Here is a 17,971-nt window from a genome sequence, read left to right as displayed (position 1 = left end):
CCAATATTCTGAAGTAAATATTTTAATTTTGTAAGTCTTTACAGGAAATGACACTATACAAATCAGTAGCTCTACTTAAATAAGTCCATAATAGGTCTTAGAAACCTGGACGGCATTCGGGGATTGTCTTCATCGCCTTTTATATAGCTTAGGTACAGGCGCTTTTTGGCTCTAGTCATGCCTACATAGAGCATACGGCGCTCCTCCTCGATCTGATGCGGCATGACAGACTTCCTGTTAGGTATGGATCCTTCACACAAGCTCGGAAGATACACCGTATCGAACTCAAGTCCTTTAGATGCATGCATCGTCATTATCTTTACACCCTTATTACTTTTTCCTTTTCTATTTTGTCTCTCCTTCTGTGCCCTTACTATATCTTCATCTGCTTTTTGCAGAAACTCACTGGCATCCGGATAAGCGAAGGCATCCTGCATGAGCTTATCAAAGATATCATTCAATCTGTCTGTATCGCTTTTGGACTTATCCTTTAGAAGAAATTTCAATACTCCCATCTCATTCATGATATATTTAAGCGAAAGCGCTGATCTCATACGTTCTACAAGAGCAAGTTGTCTGAAGAGCTTAGACACTGTCTCCCTCATAGAAGGATTGGATCTGTAGTAGTCAAGAAGGTCTCTTTCTATAACATTTTCATGTCTGACCGCATCTCTTTTGATATATCTAAGAGGACAATTCATTATGGCAAAAAAATCTGCGCGCTTATGCCCATTAACCGCATATTTAAGATAAGAAAGAATAGTCTTTACACAAGGATCCTCATAGATACTAATAGCAGCCGATGAGGATACATATGGAATCCCCCTTGATGATAGTTCCAGCGCTATCATCTCGCTTTCAAGATTGGTCCTATATAATACGGCAGTGTTATCATAATCGCCATCAGCTTCTATATTGTCTGCTATAGCCTTGGTCTCACTTTTGGCATTATCATATACAAAGCCCTTGCAAAGGCCATGATTGTCATCACTTGCGCTCTCCTGGGACTTATCAAAACGAACCTTGTTCTGACTTATGATAAGTCCTGAATTTTTGATTATTTCGCTTCCAGATCTGTAGTTAATCCCAAGAGTTATAAGCTTTGTATCTTCATAGACTTCTCTAAACTCCTGCATTATCTCAGGCCTTGACCCCCTAAATCCGTATATAGACTGGTCATCATCGCCTACCACGAATATGTTCCGGTGCTGCCTTACAAGAAGCCTTATGACACTTTCCTGAAGCCTGTTGATATCCTGATACTCGTCGATAAGAACATATCTAAAGCTCTTTTGCCATTTGGCAAGGATATCAGGGTTACCAACAAGCATCCTATAGCACTCCAGGATCATATCCTCAAAGTCGATAAAGCCAAGATCACTGCAGCTTTGTATATAGCTATTGTATATTTCTTCAAAAAAGTCGCAGTAAGGAACGTCCCTATTACATTCCGAAGGACTACAGTTATCATTCTTGATTCTTGCTATTTCCGACAGGATGCCGGCATAATCATCTGCTGATAAAGCTGCATAATCCTCTTTTTGTCTTATTTCATCCTTATGACTTTTTATTATCTTTAAAAGGCACTCTTTTATTATTTTGTTCTTATCTCTTGAAGTGAGTAAATTCGGGTGATATCCCGGTTTGGACAGGCATAACATATGATAGAAAAGAGAATGAAATGTTCCAAAATGAACTTCAGGATATTGTCTGGATGTTTCTTTAAAGAAGCGATGCTGCATCTCAAGTGCAGCTGCCTTAGTAAATGTGATGACTAAAATAGAATCTGGACTGACGCCTGCCTGCTCTATCAGGAACTTGATACGTCCTGATATAACAAAGGTTTTACCGCTTCCAGGACCTGCCAGGACCATGGCTGGACCGTTTATATGCGTTATCGCGTCGATCTGAGCGGGATTGCCGGTCACCACAGTTTGACCTGCAAATGACATTATTTTCCTCCATAAAACTTTTTTACTTGTTTTAATTTCTTGATGAACTTAGAACATATAATTTCTTGAATCCTGATGGGATATTATTAACTGGTCAGATTTATACTAATCATGATTTATAACTAATTATGATTTTAGTAAACAGAATAATACAGATTAAATTTGAATTTTCAAGATATCCGTAGACGCCGACTTGAAAATGAACCATCTTCACGCCGACATCTACGAGATAATATGATCTTATAATAACAAGAATATGTGATAATTATGCTTCAAGCTTAGCTATAGCAGCTTTGATACGTGCTATGGACTCTTCCTTGCCAAGAACTTCCATGATCTCAGTTCCGCCGCAAGGTGTCTGCTCCTTACCGGAAAGTGCGATTCTAAGAGGCCATAATACATAACCATTCTTATAACCCTTCTCTCCTACGAACTCTTTGATCTTAGCAAAGAGATTGTCGTTAGAATAGTCATCAATGCTCTCGATAAGAGGAAGGAGCTCTTTGAGTACAGGAAGAGATGTCTGCGCATCAGTCTTCATCTTCTTGTTGTAGTAGATTGCATTATCATATTCAGGAACCTTCTCAAAGAAGTCAATCATTCCTGCAATATCAGGCCAGATCTCGATACGAGTCTTGATCATAGCTGCGATCTTGTGGAAATCAACGTCCTTTGTGATAACTTCCTTCATGTAAGGAAGTGCAAGCTCATAGAACTTGTCATCATCCATACGCTTTAAATACTCACCGTTCATCCACTTAAGCTTAGTATAGTCAAATACTGAAGGGGACTTATTAATGCGGTGGTAATCAAACTTCTCAATAAGCTCATCAAGACTAAGAATCTCTTCATTGTCTTCAGGAGACCATCCAAGAAGTGCGATGAAGTTAACTACAGCCTCTACAAGGAAGCCCTGCTCAAGAAGATCTTCAAATGAGCTGTGTCCTGAACGTTTGGAAAGCTTGTGGTGATCTTCATCTGTAATAAGCGGGCAGTGGATATACTTCGGAATCTCCCATCCAAATGCCTCATAGAGACGGTTGTACTTAGGAGTGGAAGAAATATACTCATTACCACGAACAACGTGTGTGATGCCCATAAGGTGGTCATCTACAACGTTAGCAAAATTGTATGTCGGGAACCCGTCTGATTTGATAAGGATCATATCATCAAGTTCTTTGTTGTCAACTGTGATATCGCCGTAAAGCTCGTCATGGAAGGTTGTAGTACCTTCTGTAGGATTGTTCTGACGGATTACGTAGGGCTTTCCCTCTGCAAGGTTCTTCTCTATCTCCTCTTTGGAAAGGTGGAGACAGTGCTTGTCATAAACTGTAACTTCCTTGCCATCGATAACCTGCTTAAGTGACGCAAGTCTTTCTGGTGTGCAGAAGCAATAATATGCCTCACCCTTGTCTATAAGCTGTTTAGCATAATCAAGATAGATTCCTGATGCCTGACGCTCAGATTGAACATAAGGGCCTACAGGACCGCCGATATCCGGACCTTCATCATGCTTAAGTCCTGTCTTTCTAAGTGCATCATAAATAAGTTCTGTAGCACCTTCAACAAAACGTTCCTGATCTGTATCTTCAATTCGGAGGATATAATCTCCGCCTTCGTGTTTTGTGATTAAATACTCATAAAGAGCAGTTCTTAAATTGCCGACATGCATACGTCCTGTTGGGCTCGGTGCATATCTTGTTCTGATCTTAGCAGCCATTACTAATACGTCCTTTCATATAATGATGTAGGTGGTCAAAAAAACTTATGACACCTAGTGACGACCGGATTACTCTACATCTATAGCTGATGCGAAATTCTTGCACAAAGCTATCTGCCTTCCGCAGGATTCTATAATAAGAGATCCTTGTTTCTTCCTACTGATAACTTTGACTTCGGTGCCCTGCTTAAGGCCAAGGTTTTTAAGCCTCTCCCCGTTAGCATCCTCAAGGTTCATCCTAGTGATGCGATAAGTACCATTATTCTCAACCTCGCATAAACTCATGCGAAATCCTCCGTATTGCGTTTTTATGTTTTGCGCAAAAAGCGCAAGCATTTTTGATTATAACGCTTCCCCCGAAAAAATCAACACATTCATTATAAATAAATAGGTACATTGTTGCAATAGGAGCTATATTCTTAAAAAATAAGGATATAAGTAAAACAGCCATCGCAGAATTATTACTAATTCCCGATGGCTGTTTATTTATGTTTTTGAACGCGTGATCTCTGTTATATAGTTGTGTTTTAGCGTTATTACGGCTTTTTTAATGATGTTTCTGACAGCCGGTAATATTTCTATATTTCTATAAAAAAGATCACTCTGCTACTACAGCTGACTCTGTAGTAGTGTCAGTAGATGCGGATGTTGAATCGCCTTCAGTAGCCTTAGTTGATGCATTCTGAGAAGACTGTGCTGCAGCTGCTGATGATGCTGCACTTGCATCTATATCTACTCCTGTGATCCCTGCACTTGTCTCTACTGTGCTTGCAGATGAGTCAACTTTTTCAAAAGATGATCCTTCTACGCCAAATGATGTACTAAGAGTTGCAGTGATCATATATACATTAGCAGAATCGCCTATCCTAGCATAATAGAGGCTTGATACTGAGTTATAATCGCCCACATAGATATTAGTCTTGGTTCCATCATTTAATGTTATTTCAATAGATAGAGATGGATGATCAAGTCCGTACTGGGCGAAATCTGTTACTCCTGCTATCTCTTTGTTGGATGTTACAGTAGCTACTTTTGAGATAAGAGAAGCTACGCTGTCTTGATCTACCTCCAGCGACTTATCTGAAGCAAGATACCATGCTCCATTCTCAAGCACAAGGTCATATGCAACTTCTGATGAGTATTCATATACAGGCTCTGCAGCAGAAGTATCTTCTGCGGAAGTTTCCTCTGCGGAAGTCCCTTCTGCAACTGCATCTGTAGTTGCAGCTGCATCAGCAGTAAGTGCTTCTGACGCTGTAGTATCTGCTCCATCTCCTGCAGCAGCGCTTGATGAAGTATCTTCTGTGTTAGAAGCTTCTGCACCTGCATCATTGGCAGATGTTCCATCTGCTGCAGAATCCGCTTCATTTGTAACTTCTGTTTTGGTTGTCTTTGTAACTTTTATTTCTGATATCTTAGTTGTATCCAATGTAAGTAATGTGTAATCGTCTGTTGCTTCATCTTCTACAACTTTCTTATTATGAGCAGAAAGCGCGAAGTAAGAAGCAACCATTACAGCCAGTACCACAAGGATTATTATAAGCTGTGTCTTTTGTTTTTTCATAACGTGCCTCGTTCCATATATTAGATCATACAGATGTGATCAACAAAATCCGAAGTATACAGATCACATATGTCTTCTCTTAGCAAATACTACTATTCCGCTTGCAAGTATAGCTATGATGATGATCCACCATACGATCTTGATAGTAGACATTGCCTTGGTTGAGTAGCTGATGCTTGTGTTCATATACTCGGCAGGTATAGATACAAATGTAGAATCAAGAGCGATCATAGATGTAAATGTATTACTAAAAAGTGCAAGGTTCGCTCCGCCTGTCCATGTATCTACTGTCTCATTAAAGATATTGCAGCTTGAATATACGATACAGGTTGATGTTGTTCCATCAGCAAGTGTCTTATCGGCTTCAAGTCCTACTACCTGAGTACCTTTATCACTGAACTGATAACTTCCGTCAGCCGCAAAAGATAAAAGTGATGCCTGATCAGATGTTGTAAGTATCTCGGTATATGTTGTATCTGTAGCATCAGCATTGTATGAAAGCCCTGTTGCATAAACTGCAAGTATAGGAGCATTGATAGAACCAACACCCTTAGTTATCTCACTTGAAGAGTTAACTACAGGAAGAAGCTGTCCGTTAGCAAGACCGCCATTGGTAAGAGGATATGCATAATAGTGCTCTGCGTCTTCCTCATATACAAGCTGTGCACTGTTAGTGATGCCGTAGTATGCAAGTACTGTGTTAAAGTTGGTCATATCTGCATCACCGACATAACCGAAGATTGCAAGGATATTGCCGCCCTTGTCGATATAAGACTTGATCTTGTCAACTTCGTCAGCCTTAAGGTCTGTCTGAGGGTAGTTGATGATAAGAAGGCTGCAGTCATCCGGAACTGCATCTGCTGTATAAAGTGTAAGATCCTCTGTAGATACGTTAGCTTTGGCGATAACATCTGTAAATGATGTTTCGAATGCTGTCTCATTGTGACCTGTAAGTGTATAAGCCTTTACAAGCTTGTCTTCTGTAAGCTGTACGTACTGGATAGCCTGAGCAAGCTCACCCTCAACGTCATATCCTGTGATATTCTGCTGATATGTCTGATAATCAGTTTCAAGTACCAGGAAGTCTTCAAGTGCTATAACCTTGGTTCTGTTAGTAGACTTATCATAAACAATAGCATCGTAAGTAGAAACTGTATCTGTTGTATAGTCCTGAGCAAAGTTAGGTTTTGTCTCAAGGTCTATGAATTCATAAGAGATCTTGCCTGAGTAGCGCTGGAACATCTTGATATTATCAACGATTGTCTGAGTGTATGTATATGCCTCATACTGTTCCTGTGTACCCATAAGGTAGATAGAGATCTCATCAGATGTAGATGATGCAACTTCTTTGGCAGCATCTGTAAGTGAGTATGCACCATTATTAGTAACATCGATGATACGATACTTCTCCGGAATCTGGCTTGCTGCAAGGTTTACAAATACTACAACCACTACCATGACTACAGTCATGACCGCAGAATACATACCAACAGAAGCATTTTCCTTAGAAACAGTATATCTTCTTTTCTGGATAGACTGAGTTGTAAGGAAGAGGAAAAGAGCTGTAACAGTCAGCATATATGCTACTGCAGTAATATCAAAGGATCCGTTCAATAAAGTTATGAGTCTTGAACCAAAGTCATATACTGCAGAAAGAACTGTTGCAACCTTCTCATTACCAATATTGCTATAGAAGCTTCCAAGTACCATTCCAAGGAAAGTTACAAGGATTGAGAATACAGCAGCGATCGTAGCAGACTCAGTCAGTGAAGACATGAACATACTGATCGCGATGATCATAAGTGCATACAAAAGTACGCCAAGGATCATAACATAGTCCCACTTGTAAGGAACTGTTCCGAAGATTCCCATGATAGGAGGAAGTACACAAAGCAGTGCAACAGGTATTGCAACTACTGCTGCAAGTGCAAGGAACTTACCTATAACGATCTGTCCTATTGAAACGGGTGCTGTAAAAAGAAGCTGGTCTGACTTATTTCTCTTCTCATCAGCAAAACATCTCATTGAAAGAACAGGTATAGCAAAAGTAAATCCATACATACACATGCTATACAATGTATTGGCAAGATCTGAATAACCGTTCATAAGGTTATAGATCCAGAAGAACAAAAGGCCAAATACAAGGATAATATCAATTGCGATAGGACCTACAAGGGTCTGAAAATAGGATTTGAACTCTCTTTTAAATATTGCAAGCATTACTCATTCGCCTCCTCATCTTCAGAATCAACTTTTTCGTCTGTACTTTCTTCTGAAATAACATCATCGATATCCTCGATATCAAGTTCTCCCATAGCTGCCTTTTCAAGCTCTTCATCGGTAAGAACCTCTTCTTCACTTTCAGGCATGATAGGATCAAGGCCAGCTGCTCTTGCTGCTTCCTTGACAGCTTTCTTAGCTTCCTTACGCTTTTCTGAAAGCTCTTTTTCTTCCTTCTTCTCTTTTCTCACCTTGGCATGATCGATATAGCCGGGAGTCTGAGTTGTAGCTGTAAGGAAGATATCTTCAAGAGTGATCCTCTTCTCAGTAAGCTCGATAACAGGGATTGAAGCCTTTGCAAATGCAAGACCTACATTCTTCCTGATATCTACTGTGCTGTCAGTTGTGATAACAGCTTCATATGCGCCGTCAGCATCCTTAGAATCACCAATCTCAATACTCTTAATATGAGCGATGCCCTTAAGAGCCTCTTTGATCTGGGAAGGCTCTGCAAGAAGGCGAACCTTAAGTACCTGAGACTTGTTCTCACCAGCTTCAAGCTCTTCTTCTGAACCCTGCTGTACAAGCTCGCCGTGAGACATTATAAGGATATAATCACAAACTGCACTTACCTGTGAAAGGATATGTGAGCTTAAGATCACGATATGGTCATCCTTAAGGGACCTCATGAAATCCTGCATCTGGTTGATCTGCTGAGGATCAAGTCCAACTGTAGGCTCATCAAGGATTATAACTTCAGGATCACCTACAAGTGCCTGCGCAAGGCCGACTCTCTGCTTATAACCTTTGGAAAGGTTGCGGATCATACGATGCTCGTAATCTCCAAGCATAGTATCCGCAAGAATCTTAACGATGTGCTCTCTCACTTCTTTCTTAGGAACTTTCTTGAGTTCGCATACAAAGCGAAGATACTCACCAACTGTCATATCCATGTAAAGAGGTGGAATCTCCGGAAGATAGCCAACGCACGCTTTAGCTTCTTCGGGCTCCTTAAGGATATCATGACCGTTGATAGTAACAGTTCCGCTGTCTGCTGCTATATATCCTGTCATTATGTTCATAGTCGTGGATTTACCGGCACCATTAGGGCCAAGGAAACCATAGATTTTGCCTTTTTCAAGTTTGAAAGACAAATGATTGACGGCCTGGTAGTCGCCATAGGTTTTGACAATATTATCTACCTCAATCAACTTTTGTAGACCTCCCTGAAATTATTGTGTCGTGCCTGTTCTTATGCGCAGAGCCTATTGCCTAAATCCCTGCAGCAATCGAACAGAAACATTCTCTCATATATTTGTGAAAAAAATATGTTCGATAAGAATTAAAACTTTTTTCATAATAAAGAATTATAAACTTAAGCTTCTCGCTAGGGGCTGTGCAGCATCCTTGAAGGGTTGGCATAGGGACACAGCGCTGTGGATTCAGAATATAAATCTTAGCCACGCTGTTAATCGTTTTATATTTCATGGCATGATATCTGTATATTTTTATTCTGGGGTCCAAACTCGCTTCGCTCAAACAGGTGGACCCCTAGCAGAATAAAAATCTACAGCTATCACGCTCATGAAATATATAAAACGATTAAAAGCGTGGCTAAGATTTATATTCTGCATCCCAAGCGCTGTGTCCCTATGCCAACCCTTCAAGGATACTGCACAGCCCAAGTGGAAAGTTTAAGTTATATTTTTTGCACAACATTTTGATTATACAACATTTTTTTAATGAGTCCAATAAAGAATGAAATCGTAAAACTTTTGTAAATTTCCTTTGGGCTCGCCGGTACTTTCCATTTGCAAAACAGACTCCATCCCTTGGAGATGCGCTGGCATGGATGATTTATTAAGTATTGTTGTGTCTTTTGAAATTGTTATAAAATTCAAGAGCTTGATAGATGGGTATTTATATTCTTCTCAGGGTCCGCATGTCTGAGCGTCAGCGAGTTTCGGACCCTAGAATATAAATATCCAGATATCATGCCTTGAATTTATAACAATTTCAAGACACTACAAGACTTAATAAACCACCCATGCCAGCACAGCTCCATGGGATGGAGTCTGTTTTGTAAGTGTAAAGTACCGGTGAGCCCAAAGGGGCTACGACCTACCTGTTTTACTGGTTATCTTTAACGATCTTATCGATGTAAGGAGCGAACTGGCTCAATACGTTGTTCATGTCTTCGAACATAAGACCCTTCTTGGTGATCTTGTTCTTGAGTTCAACTATACTATCAGTAACATTGCCAAAGTAGCGATTGGATTCTTCGATACTTCCGGATATTGCTTCAATTGACTCATCGCACTTAGCAAATACTCCGGTCATCTCCTGACTCTGATCTCCGACTTCATCCGCAACAGTCTTAATGTTACCAATAATCTCCTGAGTTGCTACAATCTCCGTATGAGACTGTTCTATAGCTTCTTTGGTCTTATTAAGAGAGTCCTTAAGAGACTGGTTGTTGGCATTAAGATTGGCCATACCTGTATCAATTGATGCAACAAGGTTCTTGATCTCAATAGAGAGCTTATTGACCTGAGTTGCAACGACCGCAAATCCCTTGCCTGCTTCGCCTGCTCTTGCAGCTTCGATAGAAGCATTAAGGGCAAGGAGGTTAGTCTGGTTGGCAAAAGCGTTGATCTGGTTGACCTGATCCTGAATCTCATCAAAGCTTTCCTGGAACTTATCAAATACTTCCTGCATCGCATCGATAGTATCTGATACAGAATTAGAACTATCATCCACTCTGTTCATTCCTTCATGAGAATCATCCGCTGTCTTGACCATTTTCTCAACGATATTCTCGAATGTATCAGAGATAGATCTTACATTTTCAAACTGCTCTTTAAAAGCATCTACGGAATTTATGATATTATCATATTTGTCTTTAACCTGTTCGAAGTGGTCACCGATCTCCTCGATACCTTCAATGGTTACCGCTTCCTCGTTTTGAAGCTTATCTTTCTGCTCAACAGCAAATCTGCCTGCTTCTGCAAGAGGTGCAAGCTGCTCTGCTATGCTTCTGGCCTGCACACCCTGGACTGCATTCTGATCCACATTCTCTTTTGTTTTTTTGAAGAAAGCCATATCATACCTCCATCAATCAAATACTGCGCAGACCATTGTCTGATTAACGTGCTGTGTATTGTACTGCTCTCCACCACCTACAACTCCGACATGCTTGCCAAGGCTACCCATGTCATTCATGAAATCCTGCAGATGATTCTTGTTAGTAAAGAGCAAATGCCTGTATATACAGTTAACACTAAAAACAAAGGATATCTTTGGATTCTCTGCTTTGATCTTGCTTCTGGTATCAGCATTTATAGCTTCATAGTCTTCCAGATGCAGGATCGCAACAGTATCATTTTCATTGAACTTCTTATAATTGATAAGAGATCCGCCTTCTCCTATTCCATACTGAGAACAGATATAGACTTCGTCTCCCAGAATACGTCCGAGAGGATTCTCAAGCACGTTATCAACAATCTGGCTCTTAGGGATACCCAGCTCATTGGCATATACTTCTGATGCCGGCTTATAATCCATCTGAACCAGCTCCTTGGTCTTAAGATTGACCTTAGTAGCTATATGTTTCTTGGCATCCGGGTTTAATTTATAGATATTCTCAGAATACGTTCTTATCTTGCCGGAGGTATTCTTTATAACTGCATAGCAGCATGCATCTTCATAGATCTCGCCATTAACTGCAACGCAGCCTTTTTTACCATCAGGAACTCCAAATACAGTTCCGCCTACAAGTCTTACCTTCTTTTGACCCAGAACTACGTTCATAGTTGTAACAAGAATCTCTTCGTCATTGGTACAGAATTCCAGGCAGATAGTATCTTCATCTCCGGGGCCAACTTCCTTGACTGCATTTTTGAGATCCATTATGTCATATAAAGGAGTCGTGGAGAGATATCTAAGAACGCCAACCTTGACCTTAGCATCAGAACCAAATCCTATTACTATGAGTTTATTATCACTTGCATCCTTCTCAAAATATGAGATCGCGCATGTTCCTATAGTAGGCACATCAGGATAACTTTCTTTGAGCTTTTTTGCTACAGCTTCAACCATATTGAAGTTAGCAAAAAAGAGGATCATATGCGGATTGCTAAGCCCTTTTGTGGCTTCTGCAACCGCTGCTTTGGCATCTTTGTTGAAACTGTTGCCGATAAATGTCTGCATTTTAGACCTCCTTTTATACAACAATTTTCAGTGTGTTGATTCCATACTTATAACTGTGTTCTCTTACTCTGGCTACTTTTTTTAATATAGTAAGTCCTATATGTATACCATCTGTATCTTCATCGAGAATATCAAAGATATCCCTATTGATTCCCGAATAGACAACATCTATATTAAAATCCTTAGTACCCTCAGAAAGTGATATTCTAAGGCTTATCTCCGGATACTTGGCATCCTGCTGGTTTATAGCCTCTTCTATAAGTTCTTCGGCATACAACTGAAGTCTTATTATATATTTACCTTCTATGCCGTACCTTTCGCCGAACTTCTGCAGATCACCGTGCATCTTCATAAGATCATAGTGTCTTGCATACACATCGTAGGTGAAGTGCTTTAATTTGAATATAAAATCTCTTGTAAGAAGCTTTGAAGGGCTATCAAATATCTCCGAGGGAGTGCCCTGCTCATATATTCCATGTTCTGCAAGGAATATGATCCTGCTTCCTATCTCTCTGGCAAAAGACATCTCGTGAGTCACGATGACCATCGTCATGCCCTGCTTGGCAAGAAGCCTTATAGTTGCAAGTACTTCGCCTATCATCGTAGGATCAAGTGCTGATGTAGGTTCATCAAAAAGCATCACTTCAGGATCCATTGCAAGACTTCTGCATATGGCAATTCTCTGCTTCTGTCCGCCTGATAGCTGATCCGGCATCATGTGTGCCTTATTTGTAAGTCCAACTGCTTTTAACAATTCCATTGCCTTGTTATCTGCAGCTTCTTTTGTCATATGTTTCAGTTTTACAGGTGCAAGTGTTATATTCTTAAGAACATCCATATGACTGAACAGATGAAAGCCCTGATATACCATTCCGAGCCTTGTTCTAAGTCTGTCAATGTTTTTGCCCTTGGCGGCCGTTATGTCACTATCTCCTATGTAGATATGTCCGCTGTCAGGTTTTTCAAGCATCTCTATAAGCCTTAGGAGTGTGCTCTTGCCACATCCGGAGCCTCCGATAATTACAACTATCTCTCCCTTTTTAATGGTGAGATTTATATTTTTTAACACACAGACGCCGTTATAGCTCTTGGATACACTCTCCATCCGGATCATGTCCATCAGCCATCACCTCCTCTGCGGGCGGCTCTTACCTGTTCTATTAGATAAAAGAGCCCATACACAAGATATGCGATAGCCAGATACAACAGCACTCCTGTGATAAGCAATATCACCGGCTGCATGGTTCTTATCGTTATATTATTGATGACTTTAGTAAGGTCTGTTATGGTTACATATCCTACAACACTGGTCCATTGAAGGAGCGTCACAACTGCTGACTGATACACAGGAAGAGCTATATCAACTGCCTGAGGAAAAGATATCAGGTAGAAAGACTGCCATCTGCTAAATCCAAGAGTCCTGGCTGCTTCACGCTGCATCTTGTCTGTTGCCTGATAAGAAGTCCTCATAATCTCAGCTACGTGAGCTGCAAAGTTGGCCGAAAAAGCAAATACCGCGATCATCGGAGCAGATAAAGGACTTGTAGCAAATATCACGTAGTAAAATATCATCAAAACAAGAAGAACAGGACTTCCTCTAAGGACCGCTATATACAGCCTTGCTATGGTACTCAATATGATATTGTGGCTAAGTCTAAGCCTGCATACCACAAAAGCAAACAAGGTCCCGAATAATACCGATAGTATAGTAATCTCAAGTGTGACTCCTATACCTTTCAGGATCGTAAGATATGCGCCGCCTCTTATGAAGATGTCATATAACTGCTCAGGCAAAGAATTCATATACACCCGCCACGTCAATAAAACCAGATACTATCTATAGGTGCAAAAAAAGCATCGCAAATGTTCTATTCTACAAAGCTATATCGGCTGTTTACTTTAATTTACTTAGCATTTTTTAATACTTCAAACTAATTGCAGCAAAACAGCCCCTAGTGGAACAAAATCAGTGGCTCTTTTGGGGTAGCTGACGGAGGTGTTTTACAGGCAGAGCAGATATGTAGTATGATGGTATTCTATGAAAAACAATTATATGGAGGCCTCATTAATGGAAAAAATAATCATCAAATATTTTGATAAAGATGTTGAAAGACTTACTCTTGTAGAAGGCAAATCTGACTGGTATGATCTTCGCGCAAGTGAAGATGTAACTATGAAAGCCGGAGATTTTAAGCTTGTACCTCTTGGAGTTGCAATGAGACTTCCTGATGGATATGAAGCTCATCTTGCACCTAGAAGTTCAACATTCAAGAACTTTGGTGTGATCCAGACCAATAGTGTAGGAGTAATCGATAATTCTTATTCAGGTGACCAGGATATGTGGCGTATGCCATGTCTTGCAATGAGAGATACACAGATTCACAAGGGCGACCGTATCTGCCAGTTCAGGATCATGAAGCAGCAGCCTGCAATTGAGTTCGAAGAAGTAGAACATCTTGAAGGACCTGATCGCGGAGGCTTTGGCTCCACAGGTATTTCATAACATTTGGCTTTGCTAAAATGCCCCCTTAGGGCATTTTTTTGCATTGTATGTCTTAGTTTTTCAAACTTCGCACTTGCCAAAAATACGCCACCCTTTGAGGCAGCGCCGATGCGGATAGTTTATAATGCATTTTCATATCTTTTGAAGGTGTTATAAAATTCAGGAGCATGAGAGATGGATTTTTATATTCTTCTTAGGGTCTGCATGTCTGAGCGAAGCGAGTTTCAGACCCTAGAATATAAAAATTCAGATATCATGCCCTGAATTATAACACCTTCAAGATATGAAAATGCATTATAAACTATCCGCATCGGCGCTGCCTCAAAGGGTGGCGTATTTTTGGCAAGTGCGAAGTTTCAGTTATTTTCTTGTTACATTATCGCCATATATCGTAGTCCAGTCATTCTTCATAGAAATCGGTACAAAATCACACTCATCACATAGAGCATACATCTTATCAGCTTTTTCTACATTGCCGTTTTCTCTTACTGTATCATCGCAGCACAGCATAAATGCCATAGACTTGTACTTATTGTTACTAACTACATATTCGCACATACTAAGATCACCTGTACTGTTGCCAAAAGAAAGCACCGGCTGCTGTCCTATCTCCTGAGCTATTACGGATACTTTATTCATCTTAAGATTCTTAACAATAAACTCTCCGCCAAGGATAAGGACATCATCATCCTCAAATACATAATTAAGACCATCTTCATCGCCCTGGTCATTACTCTTTATAGTCTCATCAGAACCTATTATCTGTCTGGGAGGAATGTCCAGTATAGAATTATCTATAATACCTCTGACTATAAATCTATCTGTACCACTGACAATATAAACAGTGAAGTCATAAGCCTGAAGGAAGTTAACTACCTGTACCATCGGAAGATAGAAAGACTGTCCTCTTGTCATGTTATTATATCCCGGCATGGGCTGAGCCTTAAAAGCCTGTATATACTGATTGAATTCTTCTATTGTCATTCCTGCAAAAGCTGATGCAACAGCCTTACCATGATCAACTTCTAATCCTTTATAAGAAGTATGGTTTTGATTTTGATCTCTTATCTTAAGTGCAACCTCTTTTTCAAAATCAGAGGCCTTGTCCTTGTACGTAGGATCATCCAGAACGCGGTACTCTAAAAGGCAATAATCAAAATAATTGGGATCTGTCTCACAAAAAAGAGTTCCGTCAAGATCAAATACTGCGATCCTGTCCCTAACAGGGATAAAATCAGGACTGTTTTCATCAGTAACTGATGCTACATATGAAACAAGCGATGTTCTGGCCGCACTTTCTGTAGTCCAGTATGAAAGAGGATCAAGGACGCCCTCATCAGACTGTTCCTTAACATTATTATTGTTTTGATCTTCTATGTCACTAGCATTAGTTAATAGCGAGCTTCTACTAACAGGGAAGTCAAAATAGGTATCCGGATATGGCTCATCGACAAGTGTAAAATGCCACCACTCTTCCGGAAGAGGCTTAAAACCATGTTTTACCATAACGCTTTGAAGAAGCATACGGTTTGCATATTGCTGCTCAGTAATACCTGTATAATCCGGGTGTGAAAGCTCTCCAAAATAGTCAAAAGTTCCGCCCATATCAACTTCTTTTTCTGTATTCATATCAAAAAGAGTCAGATCAAGCGTACTTCCTCTGCTATGCCCCGAATGTGCATCTATATATCCCTGCTCAAACAAAACGCTTTTATCAAGTTCAGGATAAAAGAAAGCCTTCATCCTTGTATCATTTACATCCAAAGCCCAGTTTGCAAAGTGAGTTACAGCCATCTGAGGTCTGTATGCATCATATATTTTAAGTCTGTAGCCAAGGGAGTTGAACTCATCACTTGCCTGTTTAAGTGCAGCTGCTGCCTCTTTTGTAAGAAGTGCTATAGGTTCTTCATATCCTGTGATGCGATCACCAACAAAATTGTAAGTAGAATAATAGCGAATTTCTAAAATCGCATCCGGAATGACATCTGTTAGAAGGACGAAGTCCGAGGAATCAACAGAATACTTATAGTCGCCACTTGCATAAACGTTATTACCTATTAAATTAAAACTATCATAAACCGAAGACAGCTTACCTGATGAACAAAAGATAGTTACAGTGAGCATTACTACAACGATAGTGCATGTTTGAAGCTTCTTTAGAAATTTCATTACATATCCTCCGTGTATTTTTTAGTATAAATATATCGTTATATCGTTTATATTATAACTCTATGTCGTTACTTGTGTAACATATCTTTTTACAACTCATAAAAATCCAATGTTCCAACGTAGAAGCTTCCAGGCCGTAACCTTTTCTGTGCATCAGTCCCTAGGGGGCATTTGTAGGCGAAATGACATTGCCTCCGTCCCAAGGGGGGTCATTGCGGCTTTAGTATGTAGGCTGTGTATGGCGGGATTTCAAGGCCGCCGCCAAAATCTATCATCTCGCTGGTTATAAGATCCACGGCTTGTCCTGCTCTTGCATCGAAATGGGCAGTAAATGGTGCACCATCTATATTACATGCTACCAGTACTCTGTCATCATCAGTCTCACGTTCCCATACGCAGGCCTTGTTCTGAAGGACAAGTGATTTAAAGGCTCCGTACTGAAGGGCCTTGGATGACTGGAACGCACTAACGCATCCCTTTATATAATCTGTAAGCTCGTTCCATAAAGGCTTATCAAACATAGGTCTAAGCGCAGGATCGCCCTGAGATTTATCTGCTTTAAATCCCCATTCACTACCATAGTATATAGATGGTATACCCGGCATCCCGAACATAAGAGCATAGATAGGCTTTATATGTTCAGGATTAGCAAGGATACTTGATACTCTGGTAACATCATGATTGTCTACAAAAGACCACAGATGCATGCCCCTGTACAAGGTCCAGTTCTCAGGGCCAAACTGACGCAGAAGTGAATGCGTTATCTCAAACAGGTTATAAGAATTCATTGAAGAAAAAAGCCCTTTGTAGCATTCATAGTTGGTAGCACTATCGCACAGGCCCTCTCCGCAGATATTCCTGTAATCTCCGCCTATCATCTCTCCCATCAGGAAGAAATCTTCCTTCATCTGCGAAGATTCATAGCGAAGCCTTCTTATAAAGTTCTGATCGAGGCAGTATGCAACATCAAGCCTAAGACCATCTATATCAAAAGTATCAATCCAGTATCTAACAGTATCTATAAGATAATCTGTAACTGCCGGATTCTGCAGATTGAGCTTAACAAGGTCGAAGTTACCTTCCCAGCCTTCGTACCAGAGTCCGTCATTATAGCCATTATTGCCGCCAAAATTTATATGAAACCAGTCTTTATACTCTGATCCTTCCCTTTTTTCAAGGACATCAGTAAAGCCCCAAAATCCTCTGCCTACATGATTAAATACAGCATCAAGTATGACCTTGATACCTGCTTTATGAAGCTTATCAACAAGCTTTTTAAAATCTGCGTTATCTCCAAGTCTTACATCAACCTTGCGATAATCTCTTGTATTATAACCATGGGTATCAGAATCAAATAAAGGGTTGAACAGGACGCCCTTTACTCCCAATTTCTTCAGATGAGGAACATAAGTATCAAGTTTTTTGAGTCTCTTTTCAGGTTTACCATCATTTTCAAAAGGTGCGCCACAGGCGCCAAGTGGATATATCTGATAAAAAACACTTTCATAAGCCCACATAGATTAAGCCTCCCTACAAATTCTTATACTCAACTTTTTTATAATTATCTTACTAAACTTCCCACTTGGACGGGCCGGCATCCCCAAAGTCTTTGCAGGGGCAGGCAGTATATATAT

General features: G+C 40.3%; 13 protein-coding genes. 1 reads left to right on the top strand and 12 read right to left on the bottom strand.

Features of this window, described 5'->3' with window-relative positions; all coding sequences use genetic code 11:
- Positions 1–71: 71 nt before the first annotated feature.
- From BMX21_RS01045 to BMX21_RS01000, 10 genes are all read right to left on the bottom strand, one after another.
- Positions 72–1,952 carry an ATP-dependent helicase gene (locus BMX21_RS01045; RefSeq protein ID WP_027204122.1) on the bottom strand — a complete coding sequence of 627 codons (1,881 nt, stop codon included), beginning with the start codon at positions 1,950–1,952 and terminating at the stop codon, positions 72–74.
- Positions 1,953–2,217: 265 nt separating this feature from the next.
- Entirely contained in the window at positions 2,218–3,672 is a 1,455-nt protein-coding gene (gltX, locus tag BMX21_RS01040; protein WP_022753906.1) for a glutamate--tRNA ligase, read from the bottom strand.
- A gap of 69 nt (positions 3,673–3,741) precedes the next feature.
- Positions 3,742–3,957, bottom strand: coding sequence for a FeoA family protein (locus BMX21_RS01035; protein WP_022753907.1), 216 nt, complete (start codon positions 3,955–3,957; stop codon positions 3,742–3,744).
- Between the two features lie 313 nt (positions 3,958–4,270).
- The gene (locus BMX21_RS01030) at positions 4,271–5,236 is read right to left on the bottom strand and encodes a DUF4340 domain-containing protein (RefSeq protein WP_092040244.1); all 966 of its coding nucleotides are present in this window, start codon (positions 5,234–5,236) and stop codon (positions 4,271–4,273) included.
- A 63-nt stretch (positions 5,237–5,299) separates the two neighbouring features.
- Complete coding sequence (locus BMX21_RS01025) at positions 5,300–7,456, bottom strand: Gldg family protein (protein ID WP_092040239.1); 2,157 nt, start codon at positions 7,454–7,456, stop codon at positions 5,300–5,302.
- Positions 7,456–8,667 carry an ABC transporter ATP-binding protein gene (locus tag BMX21_RS01020; protein ID WP_092040230.1) on the bottom strand — a complete coding sequence of 404 codons (1,212 nt, stop codon included), beginning with the start codon at positions 8,665–8,667 and terminating at the stop codon, positions 7,456–7,458. The genes BMX21_RS01025 and BMX21_RS01020 overlap by 1 nt, the downstream gene beginning before the upstream one ends.
- 919 nt (positions 8,668–9,586) lie before the next feature.
- Positions 9,587–10,558: a methyl-accepting chemotaxis protein gene (locus BMX21_RS01015; protein WP_092040227.1), complete on the bottom strand. Its 972-nt coding sequence runs from the start codon at positions 10,556–10,558 to the stop codon at positions 9,587–9,589.
- 12 nt (positions 10,559–10,570) lie between these two features.
- Entirely contained in the window at positions 10,571–11,665 is a 1,095-nt protein-coding gene (locus tag BMX21_RS01010; RefSeq protein WP_092040223.1) for an FIST N-terminal domain-containing protein, read from the bottom strand.
- A 13-nt stretch (positions 11,666–11,678) separates the two neighbouring features.
- On the bottom strand, positions 11,679–12,785 hold the full coding sequence (locus tag BMX21_RS01005) for an amino acid ABC transporter ATP-binding protein (RefSeq protein WP_092040219.1): 1,107 nt from the start codon (positions 12,783–12,785) through the stop codon (positions 11,679–11,681).
- Positions 12,785–13,468 carry an amino acid ABC transporter permease gene (locus tag BMX21_RS01000; RefSeq protein ID WP_092040215.1) on the bottom strand — a complete coding sequence of 228 codons (684 nt, stop codon included), beginning with the start codon at positions 13,466–13,468 and terminating at the stop codon, positions 12,785–12,787. Before BMX21_RS01000 ends, BMX21_RS01005 begins: the two co-directional genes overlap by 1 nt.
- Positions 13,469–13,733: 265 nt before the next feature.
- Here BMX21_RS01000 and BMX21_RS00995 point away from each other — a divergent pair, with 265 nt between their 5' ends.
- Positions 13,734–14,168: a dUTP diphosphatase gene (locus BMX21_RS00995; RefSeq protein ID WP_022753915.1), complete on the top strand. Its 435-nt coding sequence runs from the start codon at positions 13,734–13,736 to the stop codon at positions 14,166–14,168.
- 360 nt (positions 14,169–14,528) lie between these two features.
- Here BMX21_RS00995 and BMX21_RS00990 read toward each other — a convergent pair whose 3' ends face one another.
- Positions 14,529–16,337, bottom strand: coding sequence for a M15 family metallopeptidase (locus BMX21_RS00990; protein ID WP_092040212.1), 1,809 nt, complete (start codon positions 16,335–16,337; stop codon positions 14,529–14,531).
- A 209-nt stretch (positions 16,338–16,546) separates the two neighbouring features.
- Complete coding sequence (locus BMX21_RS00985) at positions 16,547–17,854, bottom strand: alpha-amylase family glycosyl hydrolase (RefSeq protein WP_092040209.1); 1,308 nt, start codon at positions 17,852–17,854, stop codon at positions 16,547–16,549.
- Between the last annotated feature and the right edge of the window lie 117 nt (positions 17,855–17,971).

This window comes from Butyrivibrio sp. TB, assembly GCF_900110805.1.
In the GTDB taxonomy this organism is placed as follows: Bacteria; Bacillota; Clostridia; order Lachnospirales; family Lachnospiraceae; genus Butyrivibrio; species Butyrivibrio fibrisolvens_C.
The sequence above is the reverse complement of the archived record's forward strand: the minus strand, read 5'-3'. Positions and strand labels throughout refer to the sequence as shown.